General features: G+C 72.7%; 22 protein-coding genes. 11 read left to right on the top strand and 11 right to left on the bottom strand.

All coding sequences use genetic code 11. The annotated features are described in order from the left end of the window. Window positions 1–69 precede the first annotated feature (69 nt). The 5 genes from ACQEVB_RS06720 to ACQEVB_RS06740 are packed head-to-tail and all read left to right on the top strand — an operon-like array spanning window position 70 to window position 5,660. Window positions 70–744 (top strand): hypothetical protein, encoded by a 675-nt coding sequence (locus ACQEVB_RS06720; protein ID WP_432966521.1) that lies wholly within the window; start codon window positions 70–72, stop codon window positions 742–744. After that, window positions 741–3,137 carry an AAA family ATPase gene (locus ACQEVB_RS06725; RefSeq protein ID WP_432966523.1) on the top strand — a complete coding sequence of 799 codons (2,397 nt, stop codon included), beginning with the start codon at window positions 741–743 and terminating at the stop codon, window positions 3,135–3,137. Before ACQEVB_RS06720 ends, ACQEVB_RS06725 begins: the two co-directional genes overlap by 4 nt. A 50-nt stretch (window positions 3,138–3,187) precedes the next feature. After that, window positions 3,188–3,796: a TetR/AcrR family transcriptional regulator gene (locus ACQEVB_RS06730; RefSeq protein ID WP_432966524.1), complete on the top strand. Its 609-nt coding sequence runs from the start codon at window positions 3,188–3,190 to the stop codon at window positions 3,794–3,796. Further along, a complete protein-coding gene (locus tag ACQEVB_RS06735; protein WP_432966526.1) occupies window positions 3,793–4,980 on the top strand; it encodes an oxygenase MpaB family protein in 1,188 nt (395 codons plus the stop codon). Before ACQEVB_RS06730 ends, ACQEVB_RS06735 begins: the two co-directional genes overlap by 4 nt. A 26-nt stretch (window positions 4,981–5,006) precedes the next feature. After that, complete coding sequence (locus tag ACQEVB_RS06740; protein ID WP_432966528.1) at window positions 5,007–5,660, top strand: TrmH family RNA methyltransferase; 654 nt, start codon at window positions 5,007–5,009, stop codon at window positions 5,658–5,660. Window positions 5,661–5,834: 174 nt separating this feature from the next. Here ACQEVB_RS06740 and ACQEVB_RS06745 read toward each other — a convergent pair whose 3' ends face one another. Then, complete coding sequence (locus tag ACQEVB_RS06745; protein ID WP_432966530.1) at window positions 5,835–6,272, bottom strand: DUF4262 domain-containing protein; 438 nt, start codon at window positions 6,270–6,272, stop codon at window positions 5,835–5,837. Window positions 6,273–6,344: 72 nt separating this feature from the next. Between ACQEVB_RS06745 and ACQEVB_RS06750 the strand changes: the two genes are divergently transcribed. Then, window positions 6,345–7,031, top strand: a complete 687-nt coding sequence (locus ACQEVB_RS06750) for an HAD family hydrolase (protein WP_432966532.1) — start codon at window positions 6,345–6,347, stop codon at window positions 7,029–7,031. A gap of 5 nt (window positions 7,032–7,036) precedes the next feature. Here the strand turns inward: ACQEVB_RS06750 and ACQEVB_RS06755 are convergent, their stop codons facing one another. Next, a complete protein-coding gene (locus tag ACQEVB_RS06755; protein ID WP_432966534.1) occupies window positions 7,037–7,675 on the bottom strand; it encodes a DJ-1/PfpI family protein in 639 nt (212 codons plus the stop codon). Between the two features lie 10 nt (window positions 7,676–7,685). Beyond that, window positions 7,686–8,648 (bottom strand): GlxA family transcriptional regulator, encoded by a 963-nt coding sequence (locus tag ACQEVB_RS06760; protein ID WP_432966536.1) that lies wholly within the window; start codon window positions 8,646–8,648, stop codon window positions 7,686–7,688. A 225-nt stretch (window positions 8,649–8,873) separates the two neighbouring features. On the opposite strand from ACQEVB_RS06760, the gene ACQEVB_RS06765 reads away from it, so the two are divergent. Then, window positions 8,874–9,947: a glycoside hydrolase family 76 protein gene (locus tag ACQEVB_RS06765; RefSeq protein ID WP_432966538.1), complete on the top strand. Its 1,074-nt coding sequence runs from the start codon at window positions 8,874–8,876 to the stop codon at window positions 9,945–9,947. A 4-nt stretch (window positions 9,948–9,951) separates the two neighbouring features. On the opposite strand, the gene ACQEVB_RS06770 is transcribed toward ACQEVB_RS06765, so the two are convergent. From ACQEVB_RS06770 to ACQEVB_RS06780, 3 genes are read right to left on the bottom strand one after another with little or no spacing between them, the layout of a single operon-like run. Beyond that, complete coding sequence (locus tag ACQEVB_RS06770) at window positions 9,952–10,611, bottom strand: DedA family protein (protein ID WP_432966540.1); 660 nt, start codon at window positions 10,609–10,611, stop codon at window positions 9,952–9,954. Window positions 10,612–10,645: 34 nt separating this feature from the next. Beyond that, complete coding sequence (locus ACQEVB_RS06775; RefSeq protein WP_432966542.1) at window positions 10,646–10,897, bottom strand: hypothetical protein; 252 nt, start codon at window positions 10,895–10,897, stop codon at window positions 10,646–10,648. A 28-nt stretch (window positions 10,898–10,925) separates the two neighbouring features. Then, window positions 10,926–11,510 (bottom strand): RNA polymerase sigma factor, encoded by a 585-nt coding sequence (locus ACQEVB_RS06780; RefSeq protein ID WP_432966544.1) that lies wholly within the window; start codon window positions 11,508–11,510, stop codon window positions 10,926–10,928. An 80-nt stretch (window positions 11,511–11,590) separates the two neighbouring features. On the opposite strand from ACQEVB_RS06780, the gene fbaA reads away from it, so the two are divergent. Continuing rightward, complete coding sequence (fbaA, locus tag ACQEVB_RS06785) at window positions 11,591–12,625, top strand: class II fructose-bisphosphate aldolase (RefSeq protein ID WP_432966545.1); 1,035 nt, start codon at window positions 11,591–11,593, stop codon at window positions 12,623–12,625. A gap of 1 nt (window position 12,626) precedes the next feature. Here fbaA and ACQEVB_RS06790 read toward each other — a convergent pair whose 3' ends face one another. Further along, window positions 12,627–13,532, bottom strand: coding sequence for a fructose bisphosphate aldolase (locus ACQEVB_RS06790; RefSeq protein WP_432966547.1), 906 nt, complete (start codon window positions 13,530–13,532; stop codon window positions 12,627–12,629). A 19-nt stretch (window positions 13,533–13,551) separates the two neighbouring features. Between ACQEVB_RS06790 and ACQEVB_RS06795 the strand changes: the two genes are divergently transcribed. After that, window positions 13,552–13,962: a DUF3151 domain-containing protein gene (locus ACQEVB_RS06795; protein WP_432966549.1), complete on the top strand. Its 411-nt coding sequence runs from the start codon at window positions 13,552–13,554 to the stop codon at window positions 13,960–13,962. Window positions 13,963–13,966: 4 nt separating this feature from the next. Continuing rightward, a complete protein-coding gene (locus ACQEVB_RS06800) occupies window positions 13,967–15,037 on the top strand; it encodes an FUSC family protein (protein WP_432966551.1) in 1,071 nt (356 codons plus the stop codon). Window positions 15,038–15,040: 3 nt separating this feature from the next. Here ACQEVB_RS06800 and ACQEVB_RS06805 read toward each other — a convergent pair whose 3' ends face one another. The 3 genes from ACQEVB_RS06805 to ACQEVB_RS06815 all read right to left on the bottom strand — a co-directional run bounded on the left by ACQEVB_RS06805 (window position 15,041) and on the right by ACQEVB_RS06815 (window position 18,043). Continuing rightward, on the bottom strand, window positions 15,041–16,495 hold the full coding sequence (locus ACQEVB_RS06805; protein ID WP_432966553.1) for an NCS1 family nucleobase:cation symporter-1: 1,455 nt from the start codon (window positions 16,493–16,495) through the stop codon (window positions 15,041–15,043). Between the two features lie 118 nt (window positions 16,496–16,613). Then, entirely contained in the window at window positions 16,614–17,333 is a 720-nt protein-coding gene (locus ACQEVB_RS06810; RefSeq protein ID WP_432966554.1) for an aspartate/glutamate racemase family protein, read from the bottom strand. Beyond that, entirely contained in the window at window positions 17,318–18,043 is a 726-nt protein-coding gene (locus ACQEVB_RS06815) for a GntR family transcriptional regulator (RefSeq protein WP_432966556.1), read from the bottom strand. The genes ACQEVB_RS06810 and ACQEVB_RS06815 overlap by 16 nt, the downstream gene beginning before the upstream one ends. Window positions 18,044–18,107: 64 nt before the next feature. Here ACQEVB_RS06815 and ACQEVB_RS06820 point away from each other — a divergent pair, with 64 nt between their 5' ends. After that, a complete protein-coding gene (locus ACQEVB_RS06820) occupies window positions 18,108–18,770 on the top strand; it encodes a lysophospholipid acyltransferase family protein (RefSeq protein ID WP_432966558.1) in 663 nt (220 codons plus the stop codon). Here the strand turns inward: ACQEVB_RS06820 and ACQEVB_RS06825 are convergent. Next, window positions 18,767–20,035 carry a reverse transcriptase family protein gene (locus ACQEVB_RS06825; RefSeq protein ID WP_432966560.1) on the bottom strand — a complete coding sequence of 423 codons (1,269 nt, stop codon included), beginning with the start codon at window positions 20,033–20,035 and terminating at the stop codon, window positions 18,767–18,769. The two genes, ACQEVB_RS06820 and ACQEVB_RS06825, sit on opposite strands and share 4 nt — an antisense overlap. Window positions 20,036–20,164: the final 129 nt, after the last annotated feature.

Genomic DNA, 20,164 nt, shown 5'->3' on the forward strand with positions numbered 1-20,164 from the left:
GGCCCATGCCACGGCATCGTTCGTGGCGCATACTCGACAGGTCACGATCAGGTCACGCGGGGAGGTCGGATGGCGGCCAGCACCGGGTCGGCCCGGCGGTGGATCGCAGTTGCTGCGCTCACCGTCACGGTCGCCCTCGGGCTCATCGGCTGCGGAGCCCCGTCCTGGAACTACGTGACGAGCAAGGAGGAGCACACCTACGCCAAGGTGCCCGTCGCGTGGCGCGACGTCTCCGCCGGGATCCCGCCGAGCTCGTCGGTCTTCGGGCTCGACCCCAGCACCGTGAGCTGGGTGCGGGCCTACGACGCCGACGCGGCACCGTCGATCGACCACGCAACGGGCACCGCGGCCACCGCCGCGCCCACGATGGTCGCGGTCGTGTTCACGTTGCCGGAGCAGGCCCGCGGCGGGGTCAGTCTGGACTCGCTGCGCGACGTGATCTTCCCGATCTCCGAGCGGTCGCGGCGGCTGCTGGAGATGCAGCCCGGCTCCGCGCTGAGCGGCTTCAAGCTCTTCGGAGAACAGACACTGACGCCGGGCAACGGCCTGCGCGGCGTCCGCTCGATCTTCAGCTACAGCATCAACGGTGGGCAGGCTCAGGTCTTCGACCAGACCGCCTACACCAACGACGACGCCAGCAAGATCTACCTGATCATGGTGCGCTGCGCACTCGACTGCTTCGCCAAGAACAGCGCAGAGATCGACAACGTGGCGTCGTCGTTCACGGTCAGGGAGAAGCCATGAGTGAGCCGACGACCGACGTGACCGAGCCGCCCGTGCCCGAGTCGCCCGCACCCGAGGTGCACACGCCGGCCAAGAAGGCGGAACGCCCGACGCGCAAGCGGATGTCGCTGTGGGACCGGTCGCGGTTGCTGCTGCTGTTCGCCGGACTGTGGTTCGTGCTCGTGTGGGCGGACGTGGCGGACAACCCGCTGATCACGTTCGAGGACTCGATGCGCCTGCGCCTCGAGGACGGGCAGTGGCTGATCTGGCTCGCCGGCATCGAGCTCGTCCGGCAGCTGCACTTCCTCGTCAGCGAGCACTGGAGCGGCTACCACCGGTTCTGGACGCAGCGCGTCTTCGGCGGCAGCGAGCGGCTGATGCAGCGACGGCTGTCGGACTGGACCCGGTTCCGGCTCGCGCGGCTGATCAAGGTGCTGCTGCTGATCGCGCTGCTCGCGGTCGTCGCCGGGCAGGTCCTCGAGACCTCGCCGATCCTCGCGCTCTTCGAGGCGCCGGCGCTCCTCTGGAGCGCGATGCCGCTGATCCTGCAGCTGCTCTTCGCGTTCTTCTTCGTCGCGTTCCAGTTCATCGGCCTGTTCTGGCTGCTCACCCGCGGTGGCGTCGACACCTACTACCCCGACGACATCACCACCCGCTTCTCCGACGTGTGGGGTCAGGACCAGGTCGTCGAGCGGGTCAAGGAGAACATCGTCTTCCTCGAGGACCCGGACACGATCGAGGCCCGCGGCGGCTACGTGCCCTCGGGCATGCTGCTGTGGGGCCCGCCCGGCACCGGCAAGACCCTCATGGCCGAGGCGGTGGCCGGCGAGACCGGGAAGCCGTACGTGTTCGTCGACCCCGGCGCGTTCACCAACATGTTCATGGGCGTCGGCATCCTCAAGGTCAAGTCGGTGTTCCGCAAGCTGCGCCGGCTCGCGCTGCGCTACGGCGGCGTCATCGTCTTCTTCGACGAGGCCGACTCGCTGGGCAGCCGCGGGGCGCTCGCGCAGGGCGGCCCGCCCGGTGGCGGCCGCTTCGCGCCGTTCGACCAGTTCGGCTGCCACGGCGGCCACTACCTGTCCGAGCCGTCCCGCTACCTCGTCTCGACCGCAGGTCGCGACGCCGCCGAGCCGGCACCCGACCCCGACGCACGGCGCAGCCGGTTCGTCATGGGCGGCATGAACGGCATGGGCGGCGGCGGCATGGGCACGCTGCAGGCCCTGCTCACCGAGCTCTCCGGCCTGAAGAAGCCGCGCGGGTTCCTCAACCGCTACGGCCGCCGCGTGCTCGGCATGCGCCCGAAGCCGCCGCCCAAGTACCGGATCCTCGTCATGATGGCCACCAACATGCCGGAGGCGCTCGACGAGGCGCTGCTGCGGCCGGGCCGCATCGACCGCATCTACAAGGTCGGCTACCCGACGAAGGCGGGCCGCGTCCGCACCTACGAGGGCTACTTCGACAAGGTCGCGCACGAGCTGACCCCCGAGCAGATCGACAAGCTCGCCACCATCACCCCGTACGCCACCGGTGCGACGATCAAGGACCTCGTCAACGAGTCGCTGATCATCGCCATCCGCGACGGCCGCGAGGTGATCACCTGGCAGGACGTCACGAAGGCCAAGCACCTCAAGGAGCTCGGGCCGTCGCAGAACGTCGACTACGTGCAGCGCGAGCGGCACTCCGTCGCCGTCCACGAGGGCTGCCACGCGGTGGTCGCCTACCGGATCCGCGAGCACCTGCAGATCAACATCGCGACCATCGAGATCGGTGACACCTACCTGGGCATGGTCGCGAGCATCAAGCCGGAGGACCAGTTCACCACCTGGCGCTCGGAGTACGAGGCCGACATCCTCACCTCGCTCGCCTCGCTGGCCGGGGAGCGCATGTTCTTCGACGGCGACAGCACGTCCGGGGTGAGCGGCGACCTCACCTCCGCCACCCTCGTCGCCACCCAGATGGAGGCGCTCTGGGGGATGGGCACGACGGTCAGCTCGTACCAGTCGGCGTCGGCCTTCCAGATCGGCACGCCCGGCGGCCGCGGGCACGACGACGACGCGACGGCGTCGGCCCGGCGGGCGCTCGCCGACCGCATCGAGGACCACCTGTCCACCTCGCTGCGCAACGCCGAGGAGATCCTGCGCGACAACCGCATGTACGTGCTCGCCATCGCGCACGCGCTGGAGACCCACAAGACGCTCTCCGGCGAGGACATCGAGGCGATCATGAGCGGCACCGAGGGTCCGCTGGTGGACGGCCGGATCTACGCCGACCCCGAGTACCAGCGACAGCTCGAGGCCTACCACGACGAGGTCGTGCAGCTGCGCCGTGGCCAGACCGCCAAAGTGATCACACTGCCGCCCGTCCCGGAGCACGAGGAGGAGCCGACCCAGGCTGCGGCCTCCCGCGCCGACTGACGACCGTCCGGCGGGTTACTGTCTGGTTGTACAGATAGTATTCTGCCCGGGTGGCGACGGACAGCACCACGGACGGGCGGCGCATGCGCGGCCGCAGCACCCGGCGCGCGCTCGTCGACGCCGCGGTCGACACCGTGCTGGACCGCGGGTTCGCCGCGCTGACCCTCCGCGAGGTCGCCGGTCGGGCCGGCGTCTCCGCGGCCGCGACGACCTACCACTTCGGCACCGTCGACGCCCTGCTGGACGCGGTCCTCGACGAGCTGGCCACGCGCGCCACGCGGCGGCTGGCCGACCTGACCCGGCGCTCTCGCGAGGGCGAGCTCAGCCTCCTCGACGCCTGCACGACCTACGTCGTCGACCTGCTCGGTCCCGACCGGCGCACGCTACTGGCCCAGCTGGAGATCCGGCTGTCGGCCGCCCGCTCGCCCGACACCGGCCGGCTGCCGGACGGGCACGAGGAGCGGGTCGTCGACCTCATCGCCGCCTACACCGGCGACCGGGAGCAGGCCCGCGATCTGTTCACCGCCGTGTTCGGGTTCGCGGCGCTCGGCGTGCTCTCCCACCCACCGGACGCCGCCGCCGTCCGGGAGCACCTGCAGCGGCTGCTCGCCCGGCACGGCCTGCTCGAGGACACCCGCGCGCCCGCGAGCACGTCGTGAGCGCCGCCTCGTGGCCGAGCGGCCGCCGCTCGCGCGCCGCGGTCGTCGCCCGGTTCGGCGAGAGCCGGACGGCGCTGGTCGAGCGGGCACTGCGCACCGCCGACCCGCTCGCGGACGCCGTCGTCGAGGAGATCCACGGCGGCGGTCCGGCCGTCCGCGTGCAGCTCGACCTGGGCATCCGGCACGGCCTCGCGTCGCTGACCGACCCGCCGCCCGCCGTCGCCGCGCTGCTCACCGCCACCGAGACGCTGCCGCCCGGAATCGACCCGGCGATCGTCGACGCCGGCCCTGCGCCGATCTTCACCGTGCCCACCGTCGTCCGCATCCTGTCGCTCTCGGCCGGCGCGCTGCTGCGGACGTACGAGTCCCCGTCCATCGCAGTGCTGCTCGACACGACCGGGCGGCTCGTCGACGGCGCGGAGCGCCGCCTCCAGGACACCGGACGCTGGCTCCTCACCGCGACCCTGCCCGGCACCCTGCACCCCGGTGCGCCCGGGTACGTCGCGACCCTGCAGGTGCGCATGCTGCACGCGCACATGCGGCGGCTCGCCCGGGTCCGCGGGTACGACGAGCTCACCCACGGCGCCCCGATCAACCAGGTCGACCTCGCCCGCACCTGGATGGACTTCACGCTCGTCAGCCTGCGCGCCCAGGAGACGCTCGGGTACGACCTGACCGAGCAGGAGACGGCCCAGGTCTACCGCTACTGGCAGGTGCTCGCGCACCTGCTCGGCGTCGATCCCGACCTGGTCGGCGGCATCACGGGGAACGCGGAGGCGGCGCGCGTGGACGCGCTCCTGCAGGCCGTGACCGGTCCGCTCGCCGGGCATGCGCGCGCGCTCGCCGGTGCGCTCGTCGACGCGCTCGCCGTCCGGCTCGGGGAGCTGCTCCGGCTGCCCCGGCCCATCGGCCGGCAGCTGATCCGGTCGCTCGGCCGCCGCTTCCACGGCGACGCCGTCGCCGACGCCCTCGACCTGCGCCGCTCCCTGCTGCTCGACCTGGTCGTCGACGTCGTCGCGGTCGGGCTGCGGGCAGACCGCCGTCTCCGCAGGCGCGACGCGGAGCGGTGGGAGCGCGCCCGCATCGCGAACGTCGAGGCGGCCAGGGAGCTGCTCGACGCGCCCGAGGAGGAGACGCTCTACGAGGTTCACCGCGCGGAGCACCCGGACCGCGTCGCCGGCTGAGCCATCGCGAGGGGCATCATCGGTGCGTGACCGACGAGCACGCCGGCCCCTCCGAGTGGACGGTGCCGGACCAGATCGGCGTCGGTCCGTGGCCGGGTCCGTGGCCGGACGATCCGCGGCTCGACCCCGAGCTGCTGGCCAACGGCGACGCCCGCAACGTCGTGGACGGCTACCGCTACTGGCGCCGCGAGGCCGTGGCTGCCGAGCTCGCCGCCCGCGCCCACCCGTTCCACGTCGCGATCGAGAACTTCGGGCACGACCACAACATCGGCACGGTGGTGCGCACCGCGAACGCGTTCGCCGCCGCCGGCGTGCACATCGTGGGCCGCCGCCGCTGGAACCGCCGGGGCGCGATGGTGACCGACCGGTACCTGGCCGTGCACCACCACGACGACGTGTCCACCCTCATGACCTGGGCAGAAGCACACGGACTCACGGTGGTGGCCGTCGACAACACCCCGGGCGCGCAGCGCATCGAGACGGCGGACCTGCCGCGAGACTGCCTGCTCCTGTTCGGGCAGGAAGGACCCGGCGTGACCCCGGAGGCGCATGCCGCCGCGGCGCTGACCGTGAGCATCGCCCAGTTCGGCTCGACCCGTTCGATCAACGCCGGCGTGGCCGCCGGCATCGCCATGCACGCGTGGGTGCGCCAGCACGCCGACCTGAACTCCGCCTGGTAGGACCTCCTTCCTGCCGCTCAGCGCGGGACTCGCTGCGTCGCTACCGACACGCACCCCCTTCGTCGTGGGCTCGATCAGGGCCTGCTGGTGCTCGTGCCCGAGCTGCCGCCGGTCGACGCCGAGCAGCCGGCCACCGGTCGGCACCACCGAGCCCGCGGTGGGCCGCCTGCCCGTTCATCGGGCACCCCGCAGACCCGGCGGGACCAGCTCCTCGTCGGGCACCACGAGCAGCGCCGGCACGGGCGGCTCCCCCGGCCGCCGGTAGAGGTCGTTGGCGCCGAAGAGCCAGCTGTCGGACCGCGGCAGATCGAGCAGGTGGACCCGCCCCGGCCCGAGCGTCACCTGCTCGCACGCCCCGAACCGGCGGCCCGCACGCACCATCTCGCCCAGCTCGTTGAGCACCGCGGCGGCGGTGGTGTGGGTGGTGGCGAACAGGATCAGCTCGGGATGGCCGAGCCCGGTGAGGCCCACCGTGTAGACGAAGGGCGGCGAGTCGTCGTCGGCCAGCACGGCCTGCAAGGCCCAGCCGTAGCGTCGGATGGTGCGCCGCAGCCAGGCCTCGTGCTCGTCGCGGATCGAGGGGAGGAGCGCCGGAGGCTCGGGTTCGTCCATGGGTCGAACACTAGTTCGGACCACCGACAGAAATGCGCCCTCGGCGCGGATCACGGCTCATAGACTCCAGGCGTGCCCGATCGACTCACCCTCGTGTTCGACGCCGACGACACCCTGTGGGAGAACAACGTCCTCTTCGAGCGCGCCTTCGCCGCGTTCTCGGCTTGGTTGGCCCATCCCACCCTGGACGAGGCCGCCATCCGGGCGGTCCTCAACGAGGTCGAACGAGCCACCGTGGTCACGCACGGGTACGGCACGCTCAGCTTCCTGCACGCCCTGCAGGTGGTGTTCGAGCGGTTGCGGGAGCGCACCGCGACGGTCGACGAGGTGGCCGAGATCCAGGCGTTCGGCGCCGCGATGCTGCGCGGCGACCTCGAGCTGGTGCCGGGTGTCGTCGAGACGCTCACCGAGCTGGGCACCCGGCACGACCTGCTGCTCCTCACCAAGGGCGACGTCGAGGAGCAGCAGCGCAAGATCGACGCGTCGACGCTGGCGCCGCACTTCCGCAGCACCCACATCGTCCCCGACAAGCACGTCGACACCTACCGGCGGCTCGTCGGGGAGCACGATCTCGACCCGGCCCGCACCTGGATGATCGGCAACTCACCGCGCTCGGACATCCTCCCCGCCCGCGCCGCCGGCATGAACGCGGTGTTCATCCCGAACCCGTACACGTGGGAGCTGGAGATCGCCGAGCTCCCTCACGACGAGGGCGTGCTGCACCTGACGGCGTTGACGGAGCTGACGAAGCACTTCTGAGAGCGTCAGTCGCGGACGGCGCTGTACTCCTCCACCCGCGCCATCACCTCGGGGCCGACCTTGCTGGGGTGCCCGGCGTCGAAGGGCGGCTGCGGGTCGTACTCGATGTACGTCTGCGCCGCCTGGGCCGCCACGGTGTCGACCAGCAGCTCGACGAGGCGGATGCCCATGTCGATGCCCGACGAGACGCCTGCGGCGGTGATGACCCGCTCCGGCAGGTGCTCCACGACCCGCTCGGAGACGGGTACGGCGCCGAGCTGGCGAAGGAAGTCGAGGCAGCTCCAGTGGCTGGTGGCGGTGAGGCCGTCGAGGAGGCCGACTGCGGCGAGGACGAGCGAACCGGAGCAGACCGAGGTGGTGTAGCGGGTGCCCGGGTGCACGGCGCGCAGCCAGTCGAGCAGCGGGCCGCCCTCCAGCACCGAGCGCGTCCCGATGCCGCCCGGCACGACGACGACGTCCGGGGCCGGGACCTCGTCGTACGTGGCGTCGACGGAGAGGCCGAGCATGCCGTTCTCGGTGCGCACCGTGCCCTTCTCCGCACCGACGAACACGACGTCAAGGGCCGGGACGCGCTGCAGCACCTCGTACGGGCCGACGGCGTCGAGCGCGGTCAGTCGGGGGAAGATCGGGATCGCGACCTGCATGTCGAACCTCTCAACGGGATGGGACGACGGCGAACCGCCGCCGGTAGTGGTCGGGCGCGACGCCGACGCGTCGCAGGAACGCCTTGCGCATGGTCTCGGCCGAACCGAAGCCGCAGCGGGTGGCGGCAGAGGAGACCAGCACCGGCTCGGTCTCGAGCAGCCGGCGGGCCTCGTCGACGCGCACCTGCTCGACGTAGCCGCCCGGCGAGCTGCCCAGCGCCCGCGTGAACTCGCGGCTGAAGTGCCGCTCGCTCATGCCGACGCGGGCGGCGAGCACGGGGACGCGCAGGTCGGCGGCCGGGTCGGCGTGGATGAGGTCCTGTGCCGCGCGGATGGCGGGCTGGCGGGCGGGCGCTGTCCACACCGGTCCGGCGAACTGGCTCTGCCCGCCGGGCCGGCGGAGGAAGACGACGAGCTCGCGGGCGACCTGCTGAGCGACCTCGGCGCCGTGGTCGGCCTCGACGACAGCGAGCGCGAGGTCGATGCCGGCGGTGACCCCGGCCGAGGTCCACACCCGGCCGCTGCGCAGCCAGATCGCGTCCGCATGCACGTCGACGGCGGGATGCGCGCCGGCGAGTGCGCGGGCGTAGCGCCAGTGCGTGGTGACGGGCAGCCCGTCCAGCAGGCCGGCCGCGGCCAGCACGAACGCGCCGGTGCAGACCGACAGGACACGCCCTGCGGTCGGTGCTGCCGTCCGCAACCAGGTCACGACGGGTTCGGCGGCGCTGCTGCGGCGGGTCCCGGATCCACCCGGCACGAGGACCGTGTCGAACCCGCCGTCGGGGAGCGGCCCGTCGGGCAGCAGCCGCAGCCCGCTGTCGGCGCGCACCGGCGCGGAACCTGCGGCGACCAGCGAGACCCGGTACCCGGCATCGCCGAGCAGCGCGGTCGCCCCCATGAACACCTCGTGCGGCCCGGTCACGTCCAGCGGTTGCACACCGTCGAAGACGGGGACGACGACGTGGTGGGCCATGCGTCCACCGTCCCCGGCCGGGGCGGATGGCGTCAACGACGGGTATCCCACAGATTCAGCCAACGCGGGTCGGTGATCAAGGGAAGGTTGTAGCGAGTTGATCTCTGCGGACGACCTCTTGCCCTTGATCACCGCGACTCCGGCCGACCGAGCGAAGCGGCAGGCGGCGCGCGCCGGACCGGAGCGCCGTGGGCGCGACGCGTCGAGCACAGGCAGACTGTTCGGGTGGCCGACACGGACGTGGACTGGGCGGAGCGCGCGGCGATCGCCGAGCGCGCTGTCGTCCGGCGCCATCTCCGGCCGGTGGCGGGCGTGGTGCCGGGCACGGCGGTGGCGCGGGAGCGCTGGCCGCGGCCGTTGCCGTCGCTGCCCCGTCCATGGCATCCGTGGTGGCAGGCGCAGCTGCTGGAGTGCCTGCTGGACGCCCAGCAACGGTCGCCGACTACGGGTCGCGCACAGACCATCACCGCACTGGTGCGCGGGATCCGGTTGCGGAACCGGGGTCGGTGGACGACGCGTCGGCTGAGCGATGCGGCGTTCCTGGGGTTGGCGGTGCAGCGGTCGGGTTGGCTCGGCGGTCGCGCGGCGGCCGGTGCCGAGCGCGCGATCACGGAGGCGTTCTACCGCGGCTGGAGCGAGGCCGGTGGCGGCGGGCTGTGGAGCCGGCGCAACGCGCGGAGCGGCGTGAAGCCGGTGCTCGCCAACGCCCCGGCCGCGATCATGATGGCGCGCGCCAACCAGGTCGACTTCGCCGGTTCGATCATGGACTGGGTGTTCGACACCCTCGTCGATCCGCGGACGGGGCTGGTCAGGGCCGGTGCCGTGATCGAAGCGGACGGCCGGCTCGGCCGCATCGACCCCACCCTGCACGCCGGTGGGCAGGGCAGCTTCCTCGCCGCGTGCGTGGAGCTGGCGCACCGCGACGACCACACCCGCTGGGGCGACCGGGCGGTCGCGCTGGTGGACGCGGTGCAGCTCCGGTTCGCGAACGGGCACGGGTCACTGCCCGGCGCCGGGGCGGGCGACGGCGGCCTGCAGGCCGGGGTGCTCGCCCGCTACCTCGCCGACGCGGCGGTGCGCCGGCCGGAGCTGGAGGCCGCGGCGAGCCGCCTGGTGCTGGGTTGCGCCGAGCAGGCGTGGCTGGGCCGGCACGAGACCGGCGGGGGGCCGGTCTTCTCCGTCGACTGGGCGGTGCCCGCGGCGGCGCCCGGCCCGCGGGTGCCGGAAGCCGACCTGTCGGTGCAGCTGGCCGGCTGGATGCTGATGGAGGCCGCGGCGCGGTTGCAGCGCAGCGCCTGAGCGCCTACTTGGCGTGCGCGCCGCGCTTGGGCCCGTTGGCCCGGCGGGCGCGGAGGAACTCGACGATCATCGGCAGGACCGAGAACAGCACGACGAGGACGAGGATGCCCTCGATGTGGTCGCGCACGAACGGGATCTGGCCGAGGAAGAACCCGAGCACCGTGACGCCCGCGGCCCACGCGATGCCACCGATGGCGGAGTAGAGCAGGTAGCGCTTCGGGTCCATCCGCGCGACGCCCGCCATCACCGTGATGAAGGTGCGCACGATCGGCACGAACCGGCCGAGCACGATCGCGCGGTTGCCGTACTTCTCGAAGAACTCGTGCGTCTTCGCGACGTGCTCGGGCTTGAACAGCCGCGACTTCGGCCGGTCGAAGATGGCCGGCCCGGCGGCGCGGCCGATGTAGAAGCCGCACACGTTCCCGATGAACGCGGCCACCACGAGGATGAGGCAGACCAGCCACAGCGGGTACACGATCGCGCCGGTGGCGACGAACACCCCCGCCGTGAAGAGCAGCGAGTCGCCGGGCAGGAAGAACCCGAGCAGCAGGCCGCACTCGGCGAAGATGATGAGTGCCAGACCGACCAGCACCCACGGCCCCAACCAAGTGATGATCACGTCGGGCTGGAGCCACTCCGGACCGAGTGCGAGCGTCTGCGTCACGACGACCACGGTACCGGGATGTCCGAATCGGCCCTCAGCCGATAGGGGGAAGCGCCCCAGGCAGCCAGAACGACATCAGCGCGAGCACCGCGCCGAGCAGCGCGCCGGCGAGCAGCGCCAGCACGAGCGCGGTGCGCAGCGTGATCCCCGGGTCCGGCGCGGCCGCCCGCCGGACCCGCGGCGGCGCGTACGCCTGGCTCACGGACGGCCCGGGACGCTGCACGCCGACGGCCTGCGCGCGCAGGGCCTCGGCGAGCCGGCGTTCCGCGTCGTCACCTGTGGACACGCCGGCCATCATGCCTGGTGGCGCACCCTCACAGAGCGCCAGGGTTCATGACCCGGCCGACGGCGTCGAGCGCGCGGCTCGCCGTGGACTTCACGGTGCCCCTGGTGATGCCGGTGGCCTCGGCGATCTCGGCCTCGGACAGGCCGCCGTAGTAGCGCAGCACCAGCACCTCGCGCTGGCGGGGTGGCAGCGTGGCCAGCGCGTCGACGACGGCCTGGTGTTCGGCCGACAGCATGGCGAGCGACTCGGCGGAGCGGGCGTTGACCTGGTGCGGGGGCACGTAGTCGCGGGCCGTGCGGCGGCGGCGCAGCACCGATCGCGACCCGTTGACGACGGCGGTGCGCAGGTAGCCGACCGCGGCCTCCTCGTCGCGCAGGCTCGCCCAGTGCCGGTGCAGGCCGGCGAACGCCTCCTGCACGACGTCCTCGGCGGTGGCCGGGTCGTCGACGAGCAGCACGGCGAGCCGCACCATCCGCTGGCGGTGGTCGCGGTAGAGGTCGGCCAGCGTGCGGGGCGCGGCGGCCGGGGCAGGGCGCACGTGCGGCCGGTCATCGAGCACCCTCAGTCGAGTCAGGGTCTGCTCGACGGCGTTGTCTCCCACGTCGCCGCGCACGGTCTCACAGTAGTGGAGCGAGGTGCCGGCCCGCCGATGCGGGATACTCCTTCCTGAGAACGTCAACAGGAGGGTATGCCGTGCCGATCGCCACGCCGGAGATCTACAACGAGATGCTCGATCGGGCCAAGAGCGGCCGCTTCGCCTACCCGGCGATCAACGTGACGAGCACCGAGACGCTCAACGCCGCGCTGCGCGGCTTCGCCGAGGCCCAGAGCGACGGCATCGTGCAGGTCTCGACCGGTGGTGCCGAGTTCCTGTCGGGCACCGCGGTGAAGGACATGGTCACCGGCTCGGTCGGTCTGGCCGAGTTCGCGCACGTCGCGGCCGCGAAGTACGACGTCAACATCGCACTGCACACCGACCACTGCCCCAAGGACAAGCTCGACAAGTTCGTCCGCCCGCTGATCGCGATCAGCCAGGAGCGGGTCGACCGCGGCGAGAACCCGCTCTTCCAGTCGCACATGTGGGACGGCTCGGCCGTCGAGCTGGAGGAGAACCTCGCCATCGCGGCGGAGCTGCTCGACCAGGCCGTCAAGGCGAAGATCATCCTCGAGGTCGAGATCGGCGTCGTCGGCGGCGAGGAGGACGGCGTCGCCAACGAGATCAACGACAAGCTCTACACCTCCGCGAGCGACTACGAGCGCACCGTCGAGGCGCTGGGCGGTGGCGAGAAGGGCCGCTACCTGCTGGCCGCCACCTTCGGCAACGTGCACGGCGTCTACAAGCCGGGCAACGTGAAGCTGCGCCCCGAGGTGCTCAAGCAGGGCCAGGAGGTCGCCGCGCAGAAGCTCGGGCTGGCCGCCGACGCCAAGCCGTTCGACCTCGTGTTCCACGGCGGCTCGGGCTCGCTCATCGAGGAGATCCACGAGGCGCTCGACTACGGCGTGGTGAAGATGAACGTCGACACCGACACCCAGTACGCGTTCACCCGGCCGATCGTCGCGCACATGTTCTCGAACTACGACGGCGTGCTGAAGATCGACGGCGAGGTCGGCAACAAGAAGGTCTACGACCCGCGCTCGTACCTCAAGGCGGCCGAGGCCGGCATGGCCGCGCGCGTCGTCGAGGCGTGCGAGAACCTGCGCTCGACGGGCACGTCGCTCGGGAAGTAGGTCAGGTGGTGCTGGCCGCGTAGATCTCCGCGATCGACGCGGCCAGCACCCGGTCGAACTCGGCGTCGTCCTGGTCCGCGTGCAGGCCCTCCAGCAGCGCGCGGGAGAAGCTCGCGATCAGGTCGGGCTGGCGGGCCAGCCGCTGGCACGCCTCGTCCCGGGAGTAACCGCCGGAGAGCGCGACCACCCGCAGCACGCGGGGATGGTCGATGAGCGGACGGTAGAAGTCGTCCGCGTCGGGCAGCGACAGCTTGAGCATGACCTGCACGTCGCCGGGGAGATCTTCCAGGCGGGCGAGCAGGGCGGCGCGCAGCAGCGCGTCCGCCTCGGCCTTCGTGGGGCTGTGGATGTCCACCTCGGGTTCGAGGATGGGCACCAGGCCCGCGTCGAGGATGCGGCGGCCCAGCTCGAACTGCTGGTCGGCGATGGCCGCGATGCCGGCGTCGTCGGCGTGCTTGACGACCGACCGCATCTTGGTGCCGAACATGCCCTTGGCGCGGGCGGCGGCGAGGGTGTCGTCGAGGCCCGGGATCGGCTTCATGAGCTGGACGCCGTCGGCCTCGTCGGCGAGGCCTTTGTCGATCTTGAGGATGGGCACGACGCCCTTCACCGACCAGAGGTAGTCGCCGGTGTCGCGGCCCTCGACCTGCCGCCGCATCGTGTCCTCGAACAGGATGGCCGCGAGGACGCGCTCGTCGGTGAACGCGGGAGCGGTGAAGACCCGGGTGCGCATCGCGTGCACCTGGTCGAACATCTCCTCGTCGCCCGAGTACGCCTCCTGCGGCACCCCGTACTCCGCGAGCGCCTTCGGCGTGGAGCCGCCGCTCTGGTCGAGCGCGGCGAAGAAGCCCCGCCCCGAGCCCACCTGCTTCCACTGCCGGGCGTCCATGCCGGTCGGGTTACCCATGCCGTGCAGGATGGAACCCATGACCACTTCCGGCAACCTGCTCGGGCCCGAGCCGACGCTGCTGCCCGCCGACCCGGCCGCCGCCGACCTCGCCGCCGGCAAGCCCGCCGAGGACGTCGCCGCCGCGCACCCGACGTCGAGCCTCGCGTGGGCGTCGCTGGCCGAGCGCGCGCTGACCGACGGCGCGACGATCACCGCCTACGCCTACGCCCGCACCGGCTACCACCGCGGGCTCGACCAGCTGCGCCGCAACGGGTGGAAGGGCTTCGGCCCGGTCCCGTGGATGCACGAGCCCAACCAGGGGTTCCTCCGCGCGCTGGCCGCGCTGCACCGCGCGGCCACCGCCATCGGTGAGACCGACGAGGCCGAGCGCACCCGCACGTTCCTCGACGACTCCGACCCGGCGGCCGCTGCGGCCCTCGGGCTGTAGGGCGTTGCGCCGCCGCTTCCGCCGGCACCTCGCCCGGCGCGTCGAGCGGTTGCGCGCGTCGCTGTTGCCGATCCTGCAGTGCGCGGTGGCCGCCGGCGGTGCCTGGTTCGTCGCGAACAACCTGATCGGGCACCAGCGGCCGTTCTTCGCGCCGATCGCGGCCGTCATCTGCCTCGGCGTCACGCTCGGGTCGCGGCTGCGACGAGCCGCCGAGCTGGTCGTCGGGGTCAGCCTCGGGGTGCTCGTCGGGGACCTGCTCATCTCGGTGATCGGCAGCGGGTACTGGCAGATCGCGCTGGTGGTGGCGCTGGCGATGGCCGCTGCCGTGCTCGCGGACGGCGCCGCCCTGCTCGTCGCGCAGGCCGGCGCGTCGGCGGTGCTCGTGGCGACGCTGCTGCCGCCGGGCGGCACCGGCGGCCTCGACCGCTGCGTCGACGCGCTGATCGGCGGTGTCCTCGGACTGGCGGCAGCAGCGCTGCTGCCGACCGACCCCGTCGCGCCCGTGCGGCGCGAGGCCCGCATGCTCCTCGACGAGCTCGCCGGCGTGCTCGACGAGGTGGCCGACGCGATCCGCTCGGGCGACGTCGAGACGGCGAAAGGCGCGCTGAACCGGGCCCGCGCCAGCCAGCCGCTCATCGACGACCTGCGCGGCGCGATCCGCGGCGGCTCCGAGGTCACCCGGGTGTCGCCGCTGGTGCGCAGACGCCGGGGCGCGCTCGCCAAGTTCGCCGAGCTCGCCGAACGAGCCGACTACGCCATGCGCAACACGCGCGTCCTCGCCCGGCGCACCCTCACCGCGGTGCACGACGGCGAGCCGGCGGCACCCGAGTTCGCCGACGTCGTCTCCGAGCTCGCGGGCGCCGTCGGCGTACTGACCGCCCAGCTGGGTCGCGACGGCGACCGCGAGGCCGCCCGCGAACCCGTCCTCGACGTCGTGCGGCACGTGCGGGCGATGGACTGGCAGCCCGGCACGTCCGAGACGGTGATGGTGGCGCAGGTGCGCTCCATCGCGCTGGACCTGCTGCAGGCGACCGGCCTCTCGCGCGGTGACGCGCTGGCGCAGATGCGCGGTTGAGGGCTACTGCGCCTCCGCCGCGACCGCCGTCCGCCGCGAGAGGGCCCAGTGCAGCCCGAACGCCACGCCGGCGCCGACGAACCAGCTGAACGAGGCCGCGTCGGACGAGCCGAGGAACACCAGCAGCATCGCCAGCACTGCGCCGACCGCGGTGGCGGCGACCGCGATCCGGTTGACGCCCTTCGTGTAGTGGTAGGTGCCGTCGTCGTCGAGCGCGTAGAGATCGTCGACGACGACCTGCTGCTTCTGGACGAGGTAGTAGTCGGCGATCAGCACGCCGTAGAGCGGGCCGATGAACGCGCCGAGGGTGTCGAGCGTGTAGTGGATGACGGCCGGGCTGGAGTACAGGTTCCACGGCGTGATCAGCACGGATCCGACCGCGGCGATCATGCCGCCGGTGCGCCAGCTGATCTTCTGCGGCGACACGTTGGAGAAGTCGAACGCCGGCGAGACGAAGTTCGCGACGATGTTGATGCCGACCGTCGCGATCATGAACGTGAGGGCGCCCAGCACGATCGCGAACGTGCTGCCGAGGCGGGCGACCGTCTCGACGGGATCGGTGATCAGCTCGCCGAACACCGGCTTCGTCGCCGCCGCGGTGATCACGACGAGCAGGGCGAAGACGATGAAGTTGACCGGGAGGCCCAGGAAGTTGCCGCGCTTCACCGCGGCGAAGGTGCGGCCGTAGCGGGCGAAGTCGCCGTAGTTGAGCATCGGGCCGGAGAAGTAGGAGACGACCAGGGCGATCGCGACGACCATCGTGCCGACCACCAACCAGCCCGACAGCGACACCTCGGAGAGGTTCAGGTCGATGTTCTCGATGCCGGCGGTGAACACGAGGTAGCCGGCCAGCAGGAACATCACGACGTAGACGGCGGGCCCGCAGAAGTCGATGAACCGCCGGATCGCCTCCATGCCCTTCCAGAACACCGCCGCCTGCGCGACCCACATGACCAGGTACGCCACCCATCCGACGAGGGAGAGCCCGAGGAACCCGTACTGCTGCACGTCGGCCGCGGGCGCGAGGCCCGGCCACAGCGTGACGGCGACGATCACCAGCGAGTGCGAGGCGAGGTAGGTCTGGATGCCGTACCAGGCGACGGCGATCAGCCCGCGGATGATCGCCGGCACGTTGGCGCCGAGCACCCCGAACGACACCCGGGAGATCACGGGGTACGGCGTGCCGGTGGCCTGGCTGGGCCGCGCGACCAGGTTGCACAGCAGGTAGACGATCGAGATGCCGACGAGCAGCGCCACCAGCACCTGCCACGCGGCCAGACCGAGCGCGAACAGGCTGCCCGCCGTCAGGTAGCCGCCGACGCTGTGCACGTCGGACATCCAGAAGGCGAAGAAGTTGTACGAGGTCCAGGTCTGCTCCTTGAGCGGTGCCAGGTCCTCGTTGGTGAGCCGTGGGTCGTACGCAGTGGTGCCGGACGTCGTGGCGACCGTGTCGGTCATGTCTCCTCCGGGCGGTCGGGGTCGGCCGACCCTAGATCGCCCGGAAGATCGAATCTGGCCAGGTCAGGAGGCTTAACGAGACCGTTTCCCACGTCCGGGAACGGCAACATATAACTGCTCAGCGGATCTGGAAATCACGCAGGGTTCCGGTGTAGGGCTTCGCCGGTGGGCGCGCGAACTCACCGCGGTCACCGGTGCGCAGGCCCATCGCCACGAGCGACTCGACGGTACGCACCGCGGCCGCGACCCCGTCGACGACCGGCACCCCGATCTCCGCCGACACCTGGGCCGCCAGGTCGGCCATACCCGCGCAGCCCAGGACGATCGCGTCGCACCCGTCCTCGGCGACGGCGGCGGCGCACTCCTTCATGACGGCCTCCGCGCCACCTGCGTCCAGGTCCAGGACCGGGATCTCCACCGCTCGCACCGCCAGGCACGCGCGGGCGCAGCCGTAGCGCTCGGCCAGGTCGAGGGCCCGACCGCGGGTGCGGCCGAGTGTCGTGACCACGCTGAACCCGCGACCGAGGTAGCTCGCGGTGCGCATGGCGGCCTCGGCGATCCCGACGACCGGGCCGGTCGCGAGCTCGCGGGCGGCGTCGAGGCCGGGGTCACCGAAGCACGCGACCACGTAGCCGTCGGCATCGGGATCGCGGGCGATCTCGGCCAGCAGGCCGGGCACGGCCAGCGCCTCGTCGTAGTGGCTCTCGATGGACGCCGGCCCCATCGCCGGGTGCACGGTCCTCACGCTGGTGCCGGGGCCGGCGGCGGCCTGTGCGGTGGCGTCGATGAGGGCGGTCATCGCGTCCGACGTGTTCGGGTTGATCACGACGATGCGCACTCGGGGTCCCCTTCGCGGAAGCTGCTGTCGACGGCTCGGACGAGGTGCTCGTGGTGGGCGGCGGCGGTGGCGAGCAGTTCGGCGGCCGCGCCCGCGGTGAAGGCCGCGAGCATGCGCTCGTGCTCGGCGTGCAGCGCGGCCCGCTCCGGCTCGGGCACCTGCGACATCGGTCGGTACGGCTCGGTGAGGTTCCACGCCGATTCCAGCATGGCCTGCAGCCGCCGCATCCCGGACGGGGCCACCAGTGCGAGGTGGAAGCGGCGGCTCTCGCGGTGGTGGGCGCGTTCGTCGCCGTCGCGCAGCGCCTGGTGCATCGCCTCGTGCGCGGCGGCGGCGCGGTCGTGGTCGACGGGCTGGGCAGCAGCCACGGCGGCGCCGAGCGCGGCCTGCTCCAGCACCCCGCGCACGACGTACAGCTCGTGCAGCTCGGCCGGGGTCAGGCGGGCCACCGTGTAGCCGCCGCGCGGCCGGTGCTCCACCAGACCCTCCCCGACCAGCGTCTTCAACGCCTCCCGCACGGGGATCACGCTCACCCCGAACAGCGCGGCGACCTCCTCCGCGGGCACGGCCACGCCGGGCGGCGCATCTCCGGCGAGCACGACGCGACGCAGCTCGTCGAGCAGGTCGGCGCGGTCGCGCGGGCGGAGGCGCTCGAGGAACCCGGCGGTGTCGGGCGGGAGCGTCCGCCGCGGCCGGTACGGGCTGGGCACCCGCAGACCGTACGCGCCACAGACCGTTGAGGAACCGGGCCGACCTGGCTAGCGTTGCGGAACTGTGCAGCTACTCGTCCGCTGGTTGCTCGCCCCACTGGTCCGCCTGATCTTCCGTCCCGTCGTGCACGGCGCCGAGCGCATCCCCGCGACGGGGCCGGTCATCCTGGCCGGCAACCACCTGGCCGCCATCGACACCGCAGCCGTGGCGCTCACCGCGCCGCGGCCCGTCGCGTTCCTCGGGAAGGCGGAGTACTTCACCGGCACCGGCCTGCGGGGACGCGCGCTCGCCTCGTTCCTCACCGCGCTCGGCTACGTGCCCGTCGACCGCGCGAACGCGAAGGCCGGGCTGGCCGCGATCGACGCGGCGCTGGAGGTGCTGCGCGGAGGCGGGGTGTTCGCGATCTACCCGGAGGGCACCCGGTCGCTGGACGGGCGGCTGCACCGCGGCCACACCGGCGTGGCGTCGCTCGCGCTCGCCACCGGCGCCCCGGTGGTGCCCGTGGCGCTGCGGGGCACGGACGAGGTGATGCCGAAGGGCGTGCGGATCCCGCGGCTGCGGCCCGTCACCGTCAGCTACGGGCATCCGCTCGACTTTTCCCGCTACGCCGGGCTGGAGGCGTCGAACGTGATCCGCCGGGCCGTCACCGACGAGGTGATGGACGCGATCGCGCGGCTCTCGCACCAGGAGTACGTGGACCGCTACCACGAGCGGCCGGCCGCTTAGCTCCAGTCGATCGCCGCGAACAGCTCGCGCAGCTTCGCCGCACGGGCCGGACGACCCGTCGACACCCAGGCGATGCGGCCCTGCAGGTGCTCCCGGAACGCCGGGTGGCCGGCGCGGTTCTGCGCGTCCGGGCCGGTGCGGGCGCAGTTGTGCAGCAGCGCGCGCAGGTCGTCGTAGTCGTGGCGGGCGGCGGCCGGTGAGCTGTTCACGACGACCCCGGTGACGCGCTGCCGGCGGTGCGCCGGCATCACCCGCGTCTTCTCGCCACGGAGCCGAAAACCCTCCTCGGCGGCGATGCCGGCCACCCGCGCGGTGAGGCCCGCCACCGGGAGGTCGCCGGAGAACACCAGGTCGTCGGCGTAACGGCCGTAGGTCGCGCCCACCGCAGCGGCGAGTCCGGCCAGCCGCCGGTCCAGCCGGTGCGCGAGGAGGTTCGCCACCGCCGGAGAGGACGGCGCGCCCTGCGGGAGGTGGGGACCGGCCAGCCGGGTGAGCAATCGGCGGCGCGCGGCGCCGTCGCCGGGAGCCGTCCGCAGCACGGTCTGCGGGGTCGCCGTGACGAGCAGGCCGGCCAGGGTGGTCGCGACCGCGTCCGGGTATCCGGCGGCGCGCAGGAGCCCGGCGACCCGCGCACCCGTGACGTGGGCGAAGAAGCCCTCCAGGTCCAGGCGCAGCACCATCGGACGACCCGTGTGCCGTGCCGCGAGCGTCCATGGGGACCGGCCGCGCACGAACCCGTGCGCCGCCGGGTGCACGGGCACGGCGGCGAGCACCTTCCGCGCGACCCGGCGCTGCAGCTCGGCCAGCCGCGGCGCCGGGGACTCCAGCAGGCGCGGCGAGCCGGACGGACTCGTCGTCCAGCGGCGGCGGTAGTGGTGCAGCGGGCCGTCCGGGGCGCGGCGCAGCCAGCCGCCGCGGTCCGCGAACCACTCCAGCTCGCCGACGTCCAGATCCAGACCGGCGGCCACGTGGCCCAACCCCGTCCATGGGGCGACGGGCCAGCGGAACTCCCCCGGCCCCGGTTCGTCAGGGCGCAGCGGCCGGATCCCGGGGCGGGCGGCGAGCAGTGCCTCGACCTCGTCGACGAGGCGCTCGGCCGGCCGCCGCGGACGCGCTCGCCAGCGGCCCAGCAGCAGCGCGACGACGTCGCCGACCTCCTCCGGCGAGCGCCAGCCACGCAGCGGGGTCAGCCGCTCGACCAGCCCGTCGAGGGACCAGTCGCCGGCCAACGCAACGGCGGCGAGGACGTCCGGTGGCGGGGTCACCGGCGCGGGGTGGCGCGGCGCCGGGAGGTGGGTTGATCATGGGCAAAACGTCGTTCGCGGAGATCAACGAGCAACGTTTTGCCCATGATCAACCCAACCCCGAGCCGCCGACCTGCGAGGCAGCGGCGC

The sequence above is a fragment of the Pseudonocardia sp. CA-107938 genome, from assembly GCF_050936315.1.
Classification (GTDB): domain Bacteria; phylum Actinomycetota; class Actinomycetes; order Mycobacteriales; family Pseudonocardiaceae; genus Pseudonocardia.